The sequence below is a fragment of the Leisingera sp. ANG-M6 genome (assembly GCF_000813905.1).
Taxonomy (GTDB): domain Bacteria; phylum Pseudomonadota; class Alphaproteobacteria; order Rhodobacterales; family Rhodobacteraceae; genus Leisingera.
This window is the reverse complement of the sequence record NZ_JWLG01000009.1, coordinates 111,016-128,673: the sequence shown is the minus strand read 5'-3', so window position 1 is coordinate 128,673 and position 17,658 is coordinate 111,016. Positions and strand designations below refer to the sequence as shown.

At 64.6% G+C, this 17,658-nt stretch carries 20 protein-coding genes; 8 read left to right on the top strand and 12 right to left on the bottom strand.

Features of this window, described 5'->3' with window-relative positions:
* Positions 1-36: 36 nt before the first annotated feature.
* Positions 37-858 (top strand): class I SAM-dependent methyltransferase, encoded by an 822-nt coding sequence (locus RA24_RS06905; RefSeq protein ID WP_039190673.1) that lies wholly within the window; start codon positions 37-39, stop codon positions 856-858.
* Here RA24_RS06905 and RA24_RS06900 read toward each other — a convergent pair.
* From RA24_RS06900 to RA24_RS06875, 6 genes are all read right to left on the bottom strand, one after another.
* A complete protein-coding gene (locus RA24_RS06900) occupies positions 855-1,175 on the bottom strand; it encodes a bactofilin family protein (protein WP_019295654.1) in 321 nt (106 codons plus the stop codon). The two genes, RA24_RS06905 and RA24_RS06900, sit on opposite strands and share 4 nt — an antisense overlap.
* A gap of 127 nt (positions 1,176-1,302) precedes the next feature.
* Positions 1,303-1,962, bottom strand: a complete 660-nt coding sequence (locus tag RA24_RS06895) for a hypothetical protein (protein WP_039190671.1) — start codon at positions 1,960-1,962, stop codon at positions 1,303-1,305.
* Between the two features lie 315 nt (positions 1,963-2,277).
* Positions 2,278-2,577, bottom strand: a complete 300-nt coding sequence (locus RA24_RS06890; protein ID WP_027244267.1) for a hypothetical protein — start codon at positions 2,575-2,577, stop codon at positions 2,278-2,280.
* Positions 2,578-2,607: 30 nt separating this feature from the next.
* Positions 2,608-3,291, bottom strand: a complete 684-nt coding sequence (locus RA24_RS06885) for an ABC transporter ATP-binding protein (protein WP_039190668.1) — start codon at positions 3,289-3,291, stop codon at positions 2,608-2,610.
* Positions 3,284-4,570 carry a lipoprotein-releasing ABC transporter permease subunit gene (locus RA24_RS06880; RefSeq protein ID WP_039190666.1) on the bottom strand — a complete coding sequence of 429 codons (1,287 nt, stop codon included), beginning with the start codon at positions 4,568-4,570 and terminating at the stop codon, positions 3,284-3,286. Before RA24_RS06880 ends, RA24_RS06885 begins: the two co-directional genes overlap by 8 nt.
* A 55-nt stretch (positions 4,571-4,625) precedes the next feature.
* Positions 4,626-5,126 carry a DUF2937 family protein gene (locus RA24_RS06875; RefSeq protein ID WP_039190664.1) on the bottom strand — a complete coding sequence of 167 codons (501 nt, stop codon included), beginning with the start codon at positions 5,124-5,126 and terminating at the stop codon, positions 4,626-4,628.
* On the opposite strand from RA24_RS06875, the gene RA24_RS22215 reads away from it, so the two are divergent.
* Both RA24_RS22215 and RA24_RS06870 read left to right on the top strand, forming a co-directional pair.
* Complete coding sequence (locus RA24_RS22215; RefSeq protein ID WP_152612819.1) at positions 5,110-5,358, top strand: hypothetical protein; 249 nt, start codon at positions 5,110-5,112, stop codon at positions 5,356-5,358. The two genes, RA24_RS06875 and RA24_RS22215, sit on opposite strands and share 17 nt — an antisense overlap.
* A 12-nt stretch (positions 5,359-5,370) precedes the next feature.
* Positions 5,371-5,859 carry an HPP family protein gene (locus RA24_RS06870; protein WP_039190662.1) on the top strand — a complete coding sequence of 163 codons (489 nt, stop codon included), beginning with the start codon at positions 5,371-5,373 and terminating at the stop codon, positions 5,857-5,859.
* Positions 5,860-5,871: 12 nt separating this feature from the next.
* Here RA24_RS06870 and RA24_RS06865 read toward each other — a convergent pair whose 3' ends face one another.
* The 5 genes from RA24_RS06865 to RA24_RS06845 form a co-directional block, all read right to left on the bottom strand.
* Positions 5,872-6,495, bottom strand: coding sequence for a GDSL-type esterase/lipase family protein (locus RA24_RS06865; RefSeq protein WP_039190661.1), 624 nt, complete (start codon positions 6,493-6,495; stop codon positions 5,872-5,874).
* Positions 6,496-6,575: 80 nt separating this feature from the next.
* Complete coding sequence (locus RA24_RS06860) at positions 6,576-7,091, bottom strand: carboxymuconolactone decarboxylase family protein (protein ID WP_052269551.1); 516 nt, start codon at positions 7,089-7,091, stop codon at positions 6,576-6,578.
* A gap of 133 nt (positions 7,092-7,224) precedes the next feature.
* Positions 7,225-8,580 (bottom strand): proline--tRNA ligase, encoded by a 1,356-nt coding sequence (gene proS / locus RA24_RS06855; protein WP_039148897.1) that lies wholly within the window; start codon positions 8,578-8,580, stop codon positions 7,225-7,227.
* A 116-nt stretch (positions 8,581-8,696) separates the two neighbouring features.
* Positions 8,697-9,059, bottom strand: coding sequence for a hypothetical protein (locus tag RA24_RS06850; RefSeq protein WP_019295663.1), 363 nt, complete (start codon positions 9,057-9,059; stop codon positions 8,697-8,699).
* A gap of 241 nt (positions 9,060-9,300) precedes the next feature.
* Entirely contained in the window at positions 9,301-10,902 is a 1,602-nt protein-coding gene (locus tag RA24_RS06845) for a BCCT family transporter (protein ID WP_019295664.1), read from the bottom strand.
* 222 nt (positions 10,903-11,124) lie between these two features.
* Here RA24_RS06845 and RA24_RS06840 point away from each other — a divergent pair, with 222 nt between their 5' ends.
* The 5 genes from RA24_RS06840 to RA24_RS06820 all read left to right on the top strand — a co-directional run bounded on the left by RA24_RS06840 (position 11,125) and on the right by RA24_RS06820 (position 17,144).
* Positions 11,125-12,489 (top strand): FAD-dependent oxidoreductase, encoded by a 1,365-nt coding sequence (locus tag RA24_RS06840; protein WP_039190659.1) that lies wholly within the window; start codon positions 11,125-11,127, stop codon positions 12,487-12,489.
* Positions 12,486-13,463, top strand: coding sequence for an isopenicillin N synthase family dioxygenase (locus tag RA24_RS06835; protein ID WP_039190657.1), 978 nt, complete (start codon positions 12,486-12,488; stop codon positions 13,461-13,463). The genes RA24_RS06840 and RA24_RS06835 overlap by 4 nt, the downstream gene beginning before the upstream one ends.
* 229 nt (positions 13,464-13,692) lie before the next feature.
* Entirely contained in the window at positions 13,693-14,781 is a 1,089-nt protein-coding gene (locus tag RA24_RS06830) for an AI-2E family transporter (RefSeq protein WP_019295667.1), read from the top strand.
* A gap of 4 nt (positions 14,782-14,785) precedes the next feature.
* Complete coding sequence (locus RA24_RS06825; protein ID WP_039190656.1) at positions 14,786-15,493, top strand: HdaA/DnaA family protein; 708 nt, start codon at positions 14,786-14,788, stop codon at positions 15,491-15,493.
* A 52-nt stretch (positions 15,494-15,545) separates the two neighbouring features.
* Complete coding sequence (locus RA24_RS06820) at positions 15,546-17,144, top strand: Ppx/GppA family phosphatase (protein ID WP_019295669.1); 1,599 nt, start codon at positions 15,546-15,548, stop codon at positions 17,142-17,144.
* A gap of 12 nt (positions 17,145-17,156) precedes the next feature.
* Here RA24_RS06820 and RA24_RS06815 read toward each other — a convergent pair whose 3' ends face one another.
* A complete protein-coding gene (locus RA24_RS06815) occupies positions 17,157-17,537 on the bottom strand; it encodes a hypothetical protein (RefSeq protein ID WP_019295670.1) in 381 nt (126 codons plus the stop codon).
* Positions 17,538-17,658 lie beyond the last annotated feature (121 nt).

The window sequence follows — 17,658 nt, the reverse complement described above, 5'->3', positions numbered from 1 at the left end:
GTGCTATACTTCTTTGCACCAGCGAAAGGCGGGATCATGACCGGCAAGGTGGAAACACACTACGGCGGCAGCAGCAATCTGGCAGAGCAGATCGCCAATGACCTGCGCGCCAAGGGGCTGGAGCCCGCGGAGCTCACCCCCGCCGATTTCGAGGCGCTGGATGAATTCCACTTCCGCGGCCGCGCCGCAACGCTGGAGCTGGCCGCGCAGATGCGGCTGACTGCGCAATCCAAGGTGCTCGACATCGGCTCAGGCCTTGGCGGTGTCTCCCGCACCCTTGCGGAGACCGCGGGTTGCCATGTCACCGGCCTCGACCTGACGCCGGAGCTGTGCGCCGCGGCGGCAGAGATTTCCGCCTGGCTGGGCCTCGCGGGCAAAACAGACTTCCAGCAAGGTGATGCCACAGAGCTGCCCTATGCGGACAACAGCTTTGACGCCGCAATCACCGTGCATGTGGCAATGAACATCCCCGCCAAACACCGGATGTATGCCGAAGCCCGCCGCGTGCTGCAGCCCGGCGGGGTGTTTGCCGTCTATGACATTCTTCAGGGTGAGGGCGGCGAAATGATCTTCCCGGCGCCTTGGGCAGCCGAACCATCAATCAGCCATCTGGCCACCCCGCAGGAGATGGAGACCCTGCTGCGCGGCGCCGGTTTCAAGCTGCTGGACAGCATTGAATCCACCGCCGAAAGCCTGCGCTGGCTGGAGGAGCGCACCGCCAGCACCGGACCGCCGCCGCCAGTGCCGATCACCACCCGGCTGCTGTTCGGCGACGGGTTCAGGGAGATGGTGCAGAACCAGCTGCGCGCCCTGCGCGAGCGCCGCATGCTGACCTGGAGTTTTCTCTGCGAGGCTTAATCCGTTTTGCCGCTGACCTTGATATTGCCCTGCAGCTGGGCGCCGTTCTCAGTCGACATGGTCTGCGCCGAGACATCCGCCTGCACCCGTGAACTGGCCGCCAGCCGCAGGTCCTCGCATTGAATCTTGCCGCTGTAGGCGCCTTCGACCGTGACCGATTTCGCGCTCAGCGCGCCATCCACGGTGCCGCCTTCCAGCACTGTCACCGCCTGCGCCGACACGTCGCCGACAACCCGGCCGCGGACCTCGACGCTGCCTTTGCTGGAGGTGACATTGCCTTCAACCGTCACGTCTTTCTCGATTACCGAATTCACCACGTCTCAGCCCTTTCTGCGCATCCCCGGACAGCCTAGCCCGCCCGGTCAAATTTGAACAGTTGTTAGCAAACAGCCGCCCCGGGGCAAAAGCCGCAGCTGTCCGGGTGGCAAGGTTCCGCCTGCCCGCCTATTCCACCTGCGGGAACGGTGCCGGCAAAGGTGCGGCGCCGTACTGGAACAGCGACCCCCAGAATCCACCCGGACTGGGCTGCCAGGGTGCGGTGTTCATGTCCAGCGCCACGCAAGCTGAGGATCTTGTGGCCGGGTTCTCCTTGGCCCGCTCGCAGCGCTCCGGCGTGGTGTGGCAGGCCGCCAGATAGGCTTGCGGCCCGGTCTTGCCGCTGTCTTCCTGATAGCAATAGCGGATCATCTCCTCCTGCAGCTGGGCGCGGGCCTGTTCGACCAGCTGCTGATTGCCGGCCACCGTCTTGCTGGCTGCCTCCAGCGCCGAGGCTGCGTCCTGCTGCACCAGTTCCGCGGCGCGCTGCAGCTCCGCTGTACCGTCCTCCGCAGGCCCTGCCTCTGCCGCCTGCAGCGCCTGGGTCAGCCGGGCATTCACCTTCTGCGCCTCCGCCAGCGCGGTCTGCAGTTCCGCCACGGTGGCGTCGTATTCGACCAGCTTAGACTTCCACTTGAAGCCGGCAAAGCTGCCTTCCTCGAACCCGGCGCTGACCAGAATGCCGTTCAGCTTCTGCGGAAACAGCAGAAAGACCGCAAACAGCGCAATCACCGTAGCATCGCGCAACAGCACCACGAGGTCTTTCAGGAGTGAGACCGTCTTCTGCATCTGAACCCGCCGTCACTGGAACCGTACTGGGACAGAGTGGCCTAACGCGGGGGATCGGGTCAATCAGCCGGGCGAGCGCCTGCCCGCGGGGTGGCGCAGCAACGCTTGTGAGGGGCTGTTTATCCCAGCAACGTCCGTACAAGCTATCTTAGGTTCACTGCACCTGCAAAGGCGCCAGCCCGGTGGGGCGGCCTCTCGCGCATTGCACTGCAATGCGCTGCCGGCAGGCGATTGCAAGCAATCGCCGAGAGGCAGGCGCTCGCCCGGCGGCGCTGCGCGCCTTGTTCCGGGCTGAAGTAAATCAGATATCTTGGTTCAATTCTTGCAATGCAATAATTGGTCGATGATCCCTTCGATAACGTACCCTAACCCATTGAGTTCGCCATCGCTGCCAATGCCCTCCGCAACGAGCTCATCGCTGAGTGCATCCAGTAGGAAATCCAGCTCCTCAGGGCTGAACTCACCCTTTGCTTTGGCGCGGCCCTTGGACAGTTTGGCATGAAATTTCCCAAGTAGGCCAGGCTTCGTATACCCGCCTTTTGAGAAACGGTCCGCGGGCAAACCATTTAGAAAATCCAGGGCTGCCTGCTCCACCTCAATTTCTATCCGGGCCAAAACACACTCCTTTCACGACAACTGCCCCGCCTAAACCGGCACCAGCAGCCCGTCCTGCAGCTTCACCTGCCGGTCCATCCGCGCTGCCAGTTCCAGGTTGTGGGTGGCGATCAGCGCCGACAGGCCGGTGCCGCGCACCAGCTCCATCAGCGCCGCAAACACCTGGTCAGAGGTGCCGGGGTCGAGGTTTCCGGTCGGCTCATCCGCCAGCAGCACCCGCGGCGCGTTGGCCAGCGCCCGGCAAAAGGCGACCCGCTGCTGCTCGCCCCCCGACAGCGCCGCCGGGCGGTGATCGGCGCGGCCTGCCAGACCCACGGTGCCCAGCAGATCCGCCGCCCGCGCCACTGCTGCCTTTTGCGAGGCACCATTGGCCAGCTGCGGCAGCACGATGTTTTCCAGCGCCGAGAACTCCGGCAGCAGGTGGTGGAACTGGTAGACAAAGCCGACTTCTTGACGGCGCACGCGGGTGCGGCGGCGGTCGCCCTTGCGGGTCACATCCTCACCGGCCACCCGCACCTCGCCCGCATCCGGCGTGTCCAGAAGCCCCGCAATGTGCAAGAGCGTCGACTTGCCCGCGCCTGAGGGCGCCACCAGCGCCACAACTTCACCCGCCTGCAGGGTCAGGTCGGCGCCGCGCAGCACGTCCACCTGCCCCGGCGTGCCACTCAGATAGGATTTGGTGATCCCCTTCAGCTCCAGCGTGATCTCACTCATAGCGCAGCGCCTCCACCGGGTTGAGGCGCGCCGCGCGGCGGGCCGGGAAAATGGTCACAAAGAACGACAGCCCCAAGGACAGCGCGGTGGCCGAGAGCACATCCGCCAGCCGCAGCTCAGCGGGCAGCGCATAGATGCCGCGGATCGACGGGTCCCAGACGCCGCCGCCCATGATGTAGTTCACGAAGGAGAAGATCGGGTCGATATAAAGCGCAAACAGGCAGCCCAGCACCACGCCGCAAAGGGTGCCGAGGACGCCGGTGAAGGCACCGCAGATGAAGAACACCCGCATGACGGAGCCTTCGCTGAGGCCGATGGTGCGCAGGATGCCGATATCGCGGCCCTTGTTCTTGACCAGCATGATCAGGCCCGAGACGATGTTCATTGCCGCGATCAGCACCAGGATCGACAGGATGATGAACATCACGTTGTCCTCGACCTCCAGCGCCCGCAGGAAGCCGCCGGAGGCATCGCGCCAGGTCCAGACGCCAGCAACGCCGCCCGCCGCGGTCAGGATCGGCAGGGCGATTTGATCCACGTTTTCAGGGTCTTCCACCATGACCTCAATCTCATCCGCGACGCCCTCGCGGTTGAAGAACCCCTGCGCCTCACCAAAGGGCAGATAGACCCGGGTGCGGTCGATGTCCCAGCGCCCGGCGGTAAAGACATAGACCACCTCATAGGCATTCACCCGCGGGCTGGTGCCAAAGGCGGTCTTGACGCCATTGGGGGAGATCAGCTTGATCTTGTCCCCCACAGTGACCCCCAGCTCCCGCGCCACGCCGGAGCCGATGGCGATCCCCTCCTCAAACCGCGCGAGGTCGCCGATGGCCTCTTCGCTTTGGGCGACGCCGGGGATGCCCTGGATGTCCGCGGCAGAGATGCCGAATACCTCGACGCCTGCATTGCGGTCGCGCAGGTTGGCCATCACCTGCCCCTTAACCAGCGGTGCGGCGCGGGTGACGCCGGGCACCGCCGCGACGGTCTCGGCCAGCGCCTCATAATCCTTGAGAGAGCGGTCCAGCACCCCGGCCTCATTCACCTCGCCATAGGAATAGACGGTGACATGGGCATTGGCGCCCAGGATGGTGCCGACAAACTCTGAACGGAAGCCGGAGCGCACCGCCAGCGTGGCAATCAGCGCAAACACTGCAAGGGTGATGCCGATGAGGCTGATCCAGGTCATCACGCTGACTCCGCCCTCGGCCTTGCGGGCGCGAAGGTAGCGCCAGGCGATGATCCATTCGAAACGCGAAAACGGCGGTGGTGTGGTGGCCATGTAAGGGGTCCTGCCCGGAAATTTTGCGCGACCCTAGGAGGGCGGCGGGACAGGGTCAAGCAGCCAGGCCAAGTGCCCGGAACGGCAGGCGGAGAACCGATAACAGCAGTCCGGCCGCCAAAATACCTGCCAGCACGCCGCCGCCGGCAAACATCATCCCGTCCGCGCTGACCGGAATGGCAGGCTGGAAGCTGGCCCAGGCGGCCGACGCAACCTCCGGATCGGAGAACCGTGCGGCGCTCAGCACCCGCTGCAGCGGCGTCAGATCCTGCAGCGCGGCCAGATCCGTCTGCAGCTGCTGGAACCGGGACAGAACACCCGCCATGGTTTCGGCCCGCTGCGCCCCCATCGCGCCGCCTTCAGCCAGCTGTACCAATGCCTCCTGCCGGGTCAGGCCAAGCGCTGCCGCATCGGCATCGAACCCGGCCGCGACCCGCCGCAGCTCATCCACCGCACCGCCCAGCCGCTGCAGGTACTGCTGCGAAAACTCAGGGAATTGGGAACTGGCCGCCGCCCCGAAGGTGCCGCTTGCCAGGGTGATGAACCTCGCCAGCATTGCTGCTCTCTTTTTCCGCTGCCTGTTTTCTTTCAATCAAACGCCAAACGCCGCGTTCAGGCAAGCGGATCGAAGGCGCAAATCTTTTGAGGAAAAGATTTGCCAAGAGTTTTCCTTCAAAACTCTTGCGCACCCGTTCCGCACGGCGTCACCGCATCGTGACCTGCCGCATATGCCCATTGCCTTGCATTTGCCCGGTGCTAGGGCTTTATCAGGCGGGTTCCGGTTTTAATGGGTGAGAACGATGGACAGATACTTCAAACGCGCGCTGCCGCATCCTTCGCTGCGCACGGTGATCATGGCCGGGCTCGGCGCGTTTCTGGCCATTGCGGCGCTGTCGCTGATGACCACCCACGCCAACCTGCTGCTGCTGATCGCCCCCTTCGGTGCCAGCTGCGTGCTGTTGTTCTCGGTTCCTGCCAGCCCCCTGTCGCAGCCCGCGCATGTGGTCGGCGGCCATGTGCTGGCCACCGCCGTGGCATTGGCGCTGAACGCGCTGCTGCCCGACACCTGGTGGGCGCTGGCGCTGGCCGTTGGCCTTTCTATTGCCCTGATGGCAGCACTGCGCCTGACCCATCCGCCCGCAGGCGCCGACCCGCTGGTGGTCTTTGCCACCGATCCCGGTGTCTCCTTCCTGCTGTTCCCGGTGCTGACCGGGGCCGTGGCGCTGGTGGCGATTGCCGCCCTGTTCCACCGGTTCTCAGGCCACGAATACCCGCTGAAACAAGGCTGATCGGAACTTGCGTCAGAGCGCCAGCATCGCCGCCACCGGCAGCCGCAGCGCCTGGCCAAGGGCGCGCGAGTCCGCCGCCTCCAGATGGTAGCCATCGGCGGCAGAGGCCCGCGCCACCTGGCCTGCATCAAAAAAGCCGCAGCCAAGCCGGTCTGCCAGCGCCTCGATCACGTCTGCCAGCATCTCTGACTGTTCGACCATCGCCGGGGTCACGTCCGAGGTTTCGCACAGCGTCACCGGAGGCGGCGAGACCAGCAGCACCTGCGGCGCTACCGGTTCCGGCATCCGCCAGGGGTGGTGGCGAATGATCTCCACCAGCCGCTCCAGCCCGTCGCGGATCAGATGGTTGGGACGGGTCTCGTAGATCTCGTTGGTGCCCAGCATGATCACCACCAGATCCAGCGGCGCGTGGCTGTGCAGCAGCATCGGCAGCACCGCATCGCCGCGCATCTCCGCACAGGCCGAGTTGCGCGCGTGAACCGTGGTGCGCCCGCGCAAGCCTTCGGCAAAGACGGCGGCTTTCGTCAGCCCTTCGCCCAGCGCCACCGGCCAGCGGTCGTCATAGGGGTGCCGCCCGCCGGTGTGCGGGTCGCTGCCCCAGGTCAGGCTGTCGCCAAAAGCCAGGATCTGTTTCATGCCGTATCCTCCCGTTTCCGGCACCCTGCGGCGGACGGCGGGTTCGGGCAAGGGAAATGACAGCCCCCCGCGCGCCGGGGCTAGTTGCCGCGCACCGCCTCTGCCATTGCAGCATAGGAGCCTTCCAGCTCCGCTGCCGCGGGCCTCGGGTCCGGCACCTGGTCCGGTGCCGCCAGTCCGGCTGCCCTGACAATGGTGTTGATGAAGCTGAACATGCCGCAGACCTCCACCACCTCATAAAGCGCCGCCTCGCTCCAGCCCGCGCCGGTGGCCGCGGCAAAGGCCTGCGTGATGCGCTCCGCCTCTCCTGTGTGCAAAGCACCGGCATAGTCCAGCAGCGGCCGGATCCGTTCCTGCGTCGCCGCAACCGGGCCGCAGAACACCTCAGAAAACAAGCTGTGGAAATGGACGCAATAGGCCACGCCGTTCAGGCCGGAGACATGCGCGGCAATCGCCTCGCGCTCGCCCCGTGTCAGCGCTCCGCCGCTGCACATGATGCGGTCCAGCAGGCGCAGCAGCTGTTCGGAGTTCTGCGGAAAGGAGGACAGCACATGGGTCAGCCCGCTGTCTGCTGCGATACCGCTGAAATTGGCCATGCTTGCCCCGCCCCCGCTGCTGTTCAGGGCAAGGCTAGCAGCCGGGGCGCGCTCTGTCAGCGCCCTGCACGGCAAAGGAAAACCCCGCCAGCAGGTGCCGGCGGGGCTGTTCGCTTCAAACTTGCGGCCTGGCTCAGAAGCCGCGCCCTGTGGGGTGCGCCTTGTAGACCTCGACCACTTTCTTGACCGCCTCTTCCGGGGACAGCTCCTCGCTTTCACCGGTGCGCCGCGAGGTCAGTTCCACCACGCCATTCTTCAGCCCGCGCGGGCCGACGGTGATGCGCCAGGGCAGACCGATCAGGTCCATGGTGGCGAACTTGCCGCCCGCGCGCTCATTACGGTCATCATAGAGCGGGTCCAAACCGGCAGCCGTCAGCGCCGCATAAAGCTGGTTGCAGGCGGCGTCCGCCTCGTCGTCGCCCTGCTTGAGGTTGACGATACCGCAGTGGAACGGGGTCACGCCCTCGGGCCAGATAATGCCCTTGTCGTCGTGGCTGGCCTCGATGATCGCGCCCAGCAGGCGGGAAACGCCAATACCGTGGGAGCCCATGTGGACCGGCACGTTCTTGCCGTCGGGGCCCTGCACGGTGGCACCCATCGCATCGGAATACTTGGTGCCGAAATAGAAAATCTGGCCGACCTCGATACCGCGGGCGACCCGGCGGCGCTCCTCGGGGATCTGGTTGAACAGCGCCTCGTCATGGGTCTCGTCGGTGCGGGCGTATTTGGAGGTGAACTCCTCCAGCACGCTCTGGCACTGCTCGACGCTGTCATAGTCGATCTCGCGGTCGCCGAAGGTCAGATCGGTGACGGCGCTGTCATAGAACACCTCGGACTCGCCGGTGTCGGCCAGCACCAGGAATTCATGGGTGTCATCACCGCCGATGGGGCCAGAGTCAGCACGCATCGGGATCGCCTGAAGCCCCATCCGCTCATAGGTGCGCAGGTAGCTGACCAGGTGGCGGTTGTAGGCGTGCAGCGCGTCTTCCTTGGTCAGGTCGAAGTTGTAGCCGTCCTTCATGTAGAATTCGCGGCCGCGCATCACGCCGAAGCGCGGGCGGATCTCGTCGCGGAATTTCCACTGGATCTGGTACATGGTCAGCGGCAGATCCTTGTAGCTGCTGACATGGGCGCGGAAGATGTCGGTGATCAGCTCTTCGGCGGTGGGGGTGAACAGCATGTCGCGGTCATGCCGGTCCTTCACCCGCAGCATTTCCTGGCCATAGGCCTCATAGCGGCCCGACTCGCGCCACAGGTCGGCGGACTGCATGGTCGGCATCTGCATCGGGATGTGGCCCGCGCGGATCTGCTCGTCATGCACGATGCTTTCGATCTTCTTCAGCACCTTGAAGCCCAAGGGCAGCCAGGAATAGATCCCGGCGGCGGATTGCTTGATCATCCCGGCGCGCAGCATCAGCCGGTGGCTGACGATCTGGGCTTCCGAGGGGTTCTCTTTCAGAACCGGCAGAAAATAGCGGGACAGGCGCATCTTGGCTCCATCGGTGATATGGGTTCGAGTTCCCGCCCGGTTTAGTGGGTGATGGGGGTGCGGGCAAGGGTGGAGAGAATGCCCGCAATAAAGAACTTGCGGCATTCCGGCAGGGCTCAGTCTTGAATACCCAATAGTTCTGTTACTACACCGGTCGCATAAACTTTGCGGCCCGCGACGCAGTAGAAATTTGTCCCAACTGAAATGCGCTGACGGTGGTAGCTAACCATCTCCCTGACAACGATAGTCATGAGCGCGTCCTTTATTCCTGAGAGGGGTTCGGTATCAGGGAACGGAACTCCATCTTCATCCAAAAAAATCGGATGGATCATGTAGATTTCATCAGTTGGGCTATCTTCCCCATATCTGAAGTCCCATCGAAGTTTGTTGAAGGCAGGGACAGAGCTCCCGCCCTGTTCTGCGGTCAGAATGGAGATTTCGGCCTTAAAATCAGGCTCATGTGAAAGGAGTTTGTACATGGCCGGCAGGCTATGAGAGACCGAAACACGTTGCAAGATCAGCCCGGTTCATCCTCGAGAACGCCAGACCAAAACCAAGTAGCTAATACTGCAAATGGCCCGGGCCTGACCTTGGGCGGGCGCGAATGCGCCAGACCGGGGGGAAGGTCAGGCGCAGGCCGTGCGGCTGACGCCTCACGTCCCAAAAGAAACCACGGGCGCCGGAACGCCCGCAGAAGTTTCACCTAGGCTTTGGCTTAGCCTACATCTTCGCCCGCTCGGCCCGCAGGGCCAGCCACAGGCAGTAGCACATCATCAGCACCACCAGCGTGAACGGGATGCCGGTCGAGACCGCTGCGCCCTGCAGCGCTGACAAACCGCCGCCGAGCAGCAGTGCAATGGCCACCAGACCCTCCAGCGTGCACCAGAACACCCGCTGGATCACCGGGGCGTCCATCTTGCCGCCTGCGGTGATGGTGTCGATCACCAGTGAGCCCGAGTCCGATGAGGTCACAAAGAAGATCACGATCAGCACCAGAGAGATGGGTGCGACGATCGAGTACAAAGGCAGCTCCTTCAGGAAGCCGAACAGCGCGCCCTCGGGCTTGTAGCTGTCGATCACTGTCGCCTTGACGCCCTCGGCGCCGCCGGCGTTCAGCATGTCGATGGCGCCGCCGCCAAAGGTCGACATCCACAGCGCGCAAACGGCAGTGGGGGCGATCAGCGCGCAGAGCACAAACTCGCGCACCGTGCGGCCCTTGGAAATGCGGGCGATGAACATGCCGACAAAAGGCGACCAGGCAATCCACCAGGCCCAATAGAAGGTCGTCCAGCCGTGGAAGTAGCTGGTATCCTCGCGCCCGAACGGGTTGGAGAGCGCCGGAAGCAGCTGAACATAGTCCACCATCACACTGAAATAACGGGCAATTGCGGTGCCGATGCCGGTCACAAGGATCACAAAGATGAACAGCGCCACCGCCATCACCATGTTGATTTCCGACAGCCGTTTGACACCGGCATCCATGCCCATCAGCACCGAGCCCAGCGCAATCGCGGTGATGCCGATGATCAAGAGCACGACAACCGTCGGGCTGGGTTCGATCCCGAACACCTCATAAAGGCCGGCCGCAACCTGCTGCGCGCCAAGGCCTAAGGAGGTGGTCAGCCCGAACAGCGTGGCAAAGACCGCCAGCGTATCAATGGCGTGGCCCCACCAGCCCCAGACCCGCTCGCCCAGGATCGGGTAAAACGCCGAGCGCAGGGTCAGCGGCAGATCGAGGTTGTAGCAGAAGATCGCCAGCGACAGGCCGACAGCGGCATAAACCGCCCAGCCCTCCAGCCCCCAGTGGTGTATGGTGCCGACAATGCCGATGTACTCATTGCCCGGCTCGTTGATGTCGATCCCCAGCGGCCGCGCCGCGCCGCCTTCTGAGAAGTTGTAGTAGACCGGCTCAAGCACGCCGAAGAACAAGAGGCCGATACCAATGCCGGCCGCGAACATCATCGCAATCCACCCGGCATAGGAATAATCCGGCTTGGCATCCTTGCCGCCAATGCGGACAGAGCCGACCGGCAGGACGATCAGCGCCAGGCAGAACAGGGTGATGGCGTCCACCGACAGGACCAGGAACCAGTCAAAGGTGCTGGTCAGCCAGGGCCGCAGCCAGCCGAAGAAGGCCGCTGCCGCCTCCTGGTTGGCAAGCGCAATCAGCACAAATGCCGCGATCAGGATACTGGAAATCAGGAAGACAGGATTATGGATGTCCAGGCCGAACGGCCGGATGTTGTCCTGTCCCAGCTCATACTCTGTCTCGAAGTCCCAGACCCTCGGGTCGGGATCGAGCATTTTCTTTGTTTCAGGCATGACGCCTCCCCTTGTACTCGTTAACTCTCCTGCAAGTGTCGCATTAAATTCGGAAATCTCCTAATTTGCGCCGCAAACCCTCCCTGGGGCCGGTATGCGCCCTGCTCTCAGCATGATGTCGCTTTTGCCGCATTCTGGCGCAAAGGAACTTGAATCGCCGTTCAAGATTCGAAAGTGTTAGCGGAAACGCCAAACACGGCGGCACGACTTAGGGAGAGAGACGTGGCCAAAACAATTACCGAACCGGCCCGCGAGATACCGGTGATCCATGAAACAGAGGTGCTGGTCGTGGGCTCCGGCCCCGGCGGGCTGGCGGCAGCGCTGGCCGCAGCGCGCGCAGGCGCTGAGGTCACGCTGATGGACCGCTTCGGCTGCTTCGGCGGCAATATCACCACCGTGGGGGTCGAGGGCTTTGCCTGGTACCGGCACGAGGAAACGGTGGAGGCCGGCGGCATCGGCTGGGAATTCGAGGAACGCGCCAAGGCAATGGGCGCGGCGGTGCCGGAAAGCCAGTCGCTGTCTTATGAGCTGGACAGCGAGGGCTTCAAGCTGGTGGCGGACAAGCTGGTCGAAGAGGCCGGCATCCACCCGATGCTGCACCGGGTCTTTGTGGCCCCGATCCGCGAGGGCCGCCGGATCACCGGCGTGATCGTCGAAAGCAAGGCAGGCCGCGAGGCTGTGCTGGCAAAACGGGTGATCGACGCCACCGGCGACGCCGACATTGCCCACATGATGGGCGCGCCGACCCTCAAGACCCCGGTGGAGCAGATGCAGGCGGCCAGCGTGATGTTCAACATCGCCGGCGTCGACAAACAGAAGTTCATGGAAGGTGTAAAGGCCGATCCGCAGACCTATGCCAATTGGTCGACCGGCGAATGGCAAGTGGAGACCTCAGGGAAAGAGGATGAGATGTTCTCCCCCTTCCTGGCCAAACCGTTTTCACAGGCCATCCGCGACGGAGTGATCCCGGCGCATCTGAACACCATCGGCGGCACCTGGGGCGCGGTGCATGACTCAGGCGAGATGACCTATATGAACCTGGTGCATCTGGCGGGCATCGACGGCACCGACCCTGACAGCATGACAAAGGGCGAGATCGAGGGCCGCAAGCAGGCGATGCACGCCATCGACGCCCTGCGCACCTATACGCCCGGCTGCGAGGGCGCGCGTCTGCGGAACTTCGGCATGACCATCGGCATCCGCGACACCCGCAAGATCGACGCATTTCACAACATCACCGAGGATGAGACCCGCAACCAGGGCCGCTTTGAGGACACTATCGGCATCTACCCGGAATTCATCGACGGCTACGGGGTGCTGATCCTGCCCACCACCGGGCGATACATGCAGATCCCCTACCGCTCGATGCTGCCCAAGGGGGTTCAGGGCCTTCTGGTGACCGGCCGCGCCATCGGCGGCGACAAGATCGCCCATGCCGCCACCCGCAACATGGCCTGCTGCGCTGTCGCCGGTCAGGGCGCGGGCATTGCCGCCGCGCTGTCGGTCAAATCGGGCTGCGAATTTGACGCGGTGGATATCTCCGCGGTGCAGGCAGAGCTGAAGCGCCAGGGGGTGCGGATCCATTGACGCAAGCCATCCCCACCATCGACATCACGCCGCTGCGGGTGGATGGCCATCCGCAGCACCAGCAGACCGTTGCCGCCATTCTGGCCGCGGCTGAGGACATCGGCTTTCTGTCGATCACCGGCACCGGCGTGGCGCAGGAGACAGTGGAGAGGGTGCGCGATGCGGTGCAGGCAATCTTTGCCGTGGAGGAGAAATCCAAGTGGGATCAGGCAATTACGCGGGAGAATTACCGCGGCTACATCCCCTTGGGGTTCTTCACACCGAATGACGGCTCGGGGACGGCGGACAAATACGAGGGCTACAAGCTGCACCATGAGGTGGCGGCGGATGATCCCATCCGTGAGGCCTGCGTGCTTTACGGCCCCAACCGCTGGCCGCTTGAGGTGCCGGAAGCGCGCGAGGTGATCCTGGGCTACTGGTCCCAGCTGGACGGTGTCTTTCACCTGCTGCTGGGCGCACTGGCAGAGGGGCTGGGGCTGGACCCGGCGGCGTTTCAGGACCCGTTTGATGCGCCGCTGACCAACATGTCCCTGCTGCACTACCCGCCGCAGGCGCCGGAGGAGGAAGGGTTCGGCATCCACCCGCATAAGGACACCGACGCGCTGACCATCATTGCGCCGGACCCGGTGGGCGGTCTGGAGGTACAGACAAGGGACGGCGGCTGGATCACCCCCGACTGCCCGCCCGGCGGCTTTGTGGTGAACATCGGCGACATGCTGGAGCTGTGGTCCGGCGGGCGGCTGGTCTCCACCCCGCACCGGGTGGTGAACAAATCCGGGCGGGAGCGCTACTCCTTCCCCTATTTCGCGGTGCCGCGCCATGACGTGGTGGTGCAGCCGCTGCTGCCGCCGGTTGAAGGCTTCGACCGGCCTTCGGTGCATTGCGGCCATTGGTCGGCGGAGATCTGGCGCACCAACTGGCCGGATGAGAACGCGGGCGAAGACACGCCTGAGCTGGGCACGATCCACAGCTGAAGGAACGCCCCGCCCCACAGGGGGCGGAGCGCCCGCCCACACTGAGAGGGCGGGCGCTGCCCAGCCTGCGGCCGGGCGCAACATTTCCTTAACTTGCCCCCGGCCTTTTCCGCCTTATCCCCGCCTTGCCCACAGGGGAATCGCCCTGCCCCCTTGCAAGCCCCTGCCCCATCAGGAAAGACTGGCGCCAGGAACCTGATGCAAACGGACCAGAGGCGGCACGCGGACCATGGCCTTACCGGCAAAACAGCAGCTGAAATACTGGGGCATTGCCGCCATCGTCTTTGCGGTGGTGATGTGGGCGCTTGGCAATGTGCTGATGCCCTTCATCCTCGGCGCCGCCATCGCCTATATGATTGACCCGGTTGCCGACCGGCTGGAGGCCTGGGGCATGAGCCGCACTGGCGCCACCGCCACGATCACGGTGGGCACGCTGCTGATCTTCCTGCTGCTGCTGGTGGTCGTGGTGCCGACGCTGATTGCGCAGATGATCGACCTGGCCCAGGTGCTGCCGCAGCTGGTGCGCGACGCACGCACCTTTGCGATTGAGCATTTCCCCTCGATCTTCGAGGAGAACAGCCGCATTCACCAAGCGGTGACCTCCTTTGCGCAGACGCTGCAATCACGCGCGGTGGAGGTGCTGCAATCGGTGCTGGGCGGGGCGGCGTCCTTCCTCAACATCGTGATCCTGCTGGTGATCGTGCCGGTAGTGGCGGTCTATCTGCTCTTGGACTGGGACCGGATGGTCGCCCGCATTGATGAGCTGCTGCCGCGTGACCACCAGCCGGTGATCCGCCGCATCGCCGGCGAGATCGACGCGGTGCTGGCGTCCTTCATCCGCGGCATGGGCACCGTCTGCCTGATCCTTGGCACCTATTACGCGGTGGCGCTGATGCTGGTGGGGCTGAACTTTGGCCTCGCGGTCGGCTTCATCGCCGGGCTGGTCACCTTTATCCCCTATCTCGGCGCCCTCATTGGCGGCGCGCTGGCCATTGGCCTGGCGCTGTTCCAGTTCTGGGGCGACTGGGTGTCGATCGGGCTGGTTGCCGCGGTCTTTGCCATCGGCCAGGTGGCAGAGGGCAACTTCCTGACCCCCAAGCTGGTGGGCGGCTCTGTCGGCCTGCATCCGGTGTGGCTGCTGCTGGCATTGTCGGTCTTTGGGGCGCTGTTCGGCTTTGTCGGCATGCTGGTTGCCGTGCCTGTCGCCGCGGCGCTGGGGGTGATCGCCCGCTTCCTGACCGAACAGTACCTGGACAGCCGCCTGTATCAGGGCCAGAGCCATCCCACTGCTGTCAAGCGGGACGCGGGCGCGGAGTAAACCGATGGCACAGCAGCTGAGCTTTGATCTCCCGGCGAAACCGGCGCTGGGGCGGGAGGATTTCTTTGTCGCGCCTTCCAACGCGATGGCCGTCGCCCTGCTGGACCCGCAGTTCGCCTGGCCCAGCGGCAAGCTGGTGCTGACCGGCCCCAAGGGCGCGGGCAAGACCCATCTGGCGCATGTCTGGGCCAGCCAGACCGGCGCCCGCATCCTCCCCGCCGCAGGCCTGAGCGAACAGATGGTGCCGGAGCTGGCGCAAGGCCCGGTGGTGGTCGAGGACGTGCCGCAGATCGCGGATGATCCAGAGCAGCAGAACGCCCTGTTCCATCTGCATAATCTGGTGCTGGCGCAGGGCCATTCGCTGGTGTTGACCGGGCGCGGCGCGCCGAACCTCTGGGGGCTGACGCTGCCCGACCTGCAAAGCCGGGTGCAGGCCGCCACCCATGCCGAACTGCAGCCGCCCGACGACCAGCTGCTGGCAGTGGTGCTGGCCAAGCTGTTCAACGACCGCCAGATCACCCCGAAACCGGATGTGATTCCCTATCTGGTGGCGCATATGGACCGCTCCTTTGCCGCCGCGGCGCAGATCGTGCGGCGGCTGGACCAGCTGTCGCTGGCGGAAAAACGCAGCCTGACCCGGCCCCTGGCGGTGCGGGCGCTGTCTGAAGTGCGCGAAGAGGCCGCAGAAAATGACGCATCCGCAAGCGGTTGACCGCTGCCCGCCCATGCCCCATCCTGACCGCGGATCGCAAGACGGAGCCCTCATGAACCTGTCCCAGGACCCCGCCGCCGCTGCCACCGCCGCCGCAACTGATTGGGGCCCCTTCGGGCGTCCGATCTTTGATGACCCCAAGGCCCGGGCGCTGTCCCGGGTGGGAGTGGTCGATGTCGGCTCCAACTCGGTCCGGCTGGTGGTGTTTGACGGCGCCGCCCGCAGCCCGGCCTATTTCTACAACGAGAAGATCATGTGCGCGCTGGGGGCCGGCCTGTCCGAAAGCGGCCGGCTGAACCCCGAGGGCCGCGCCCGCGCCCTGTCAGCGCTGCGCCGGTTCCAGCATCTGGCCCAGGGCATGGGGCTGCCGCCGCTGTCAGCCATTGCCACAGCGGCGGTGCGCGAAGCGGAAGACGGGCCGGAGTTCTGCGACGAGGTGCTGCGCGAGACCGGGCTGAAAATCCACATCATTGACGGCCGCGAAGAGGCGCGTCTGTCGGCACAGGGCGTGCTTCTGGGCTGGCCCGGCGCCTATGGGCTGGTCTGCGACATCGGCGGGTCGTCAATGGAGCTGGCTGAGATCCAGGAGAACTCCGTCGGCCGCCGGGTGACGTCCTCGCTGGGGCCCTTGAAACTGCGCGACGTCAAGGGCGGGCGCAGGGGCCGCAAGGAACACATCAAGGAAGTGATCGAACGGCTGAAGGGCGAAATGGGCCCGCAGCGCGACCGTCTGTTCCTGGTCGGCGGCAGCTGGCGGGCGATTGCCCGCATCGACATGCACCGGCGCGGCTACCCCTTGAAGGTGCTGCATGAATACCGGATGTCCGCCAAGGATGTGCGCGAAACCGCCCGCTTTATCGAGACCAGCGATCTGGACAAGCTGCGCGGCGCCTGCGGGGTTTCCTCCAGCCGGATGTCGCTGGTGCCCTATGCGATCGACGTGCTGACCCGGCTCGTGAAGACCTTCAAACCCAAGGATATTGCAGTCTCCAGTTATGGCATCCGCGAGGGCCTGCTGTACGAACAGATGCCGCAGCGGCTGCGCGCCCGCGACCCGCTGGTCGAGGCGTCGCGCTTTGCCGAGATGAAGGACGCGCGCGTCCCTGGCTTCGGCAAGACGCTTTATGATTTCGTAAGCCCGATCTTCAGCGGCGCGAGGCACAGCAAGCGGCGGCTGGTCAAGGCGGCCTGCCTGCTGCATGACGTCAGCTGGCGGGCGCATCCCGACTACCGCGCCGAGGTCTGTTTCGACAACGCCACCCGCGCCAACCTGGGCGGGCTCAAACATTCCGAACGGGTGTTCCTGGGCCTGGCGCTCTTGCATCGCTACAGCAACAAGCGGCACGGCAGCTCTTTCGAGTATCTCTATGATCTGTTGGACGAAAAGGGCCAGCACGAGGCGGAGGTGCTGGGCAAGGCGATGCGGTTCGGCGCCATGCTGATGGTGACCGGCAACGGCGACATCGGGTCTTTGCGCTGGCAGCCGCGCAAGCGGGTGCTGCATGTGGATCTGCCGGACACCGCACGGCCGCTGTACGGCGAGGTGGCGGAGTCGCGGCTGAAGTCGCTGGCCAAGGCGCTGGATGCGGAGATTGACCTGCGCTTTGTCAAACCCGCACCGGAACCCGAGCCGGAACAGGCGCAAGAATAATGAGCGCGGGCGTCAGATTTCGGTGACGCCCTCGTCTTCACCCTTGTCTTCCTTGGCGGGCGCGTTGTCCTTGGGCTTTTTGCGGATGATGATGTCGCCGTTGGGCAGGATTTCCGGCAGCTCATAGGCGCTCCAGTCCTCCACCTCCTTGGCGATCTCCGCCAGCGCAGGCCCCATCTCTGCCAGGAAGGCACCCATCGAGGGGCCGATCTCCTCCATCATGCCCTGCAGGTCCTCAAGCGCCGGCGCCATTTCCTGGCGCAGCCCTTCCCAGAACAGCTCCGCCCCGCGCTCCATCAGCGAGGGGCCGGTCCCCTCCTCTTCCGCTTCCTGGGCGGAAAGCGGCGCGGACATCAGGGCAAGGAGGGCGGCAGGCAGGATGAGGTGTTTCATGGGGTTAATATAGGGGCCTGATGCGGGGTGTAACAGGGGAAGACTGCAGGATTGGCGGCAACTTAACTGTTGCCTGCCGGCCGGGGTGGCAACTACCCTGTTTGACGCAAACCTCTGCCGG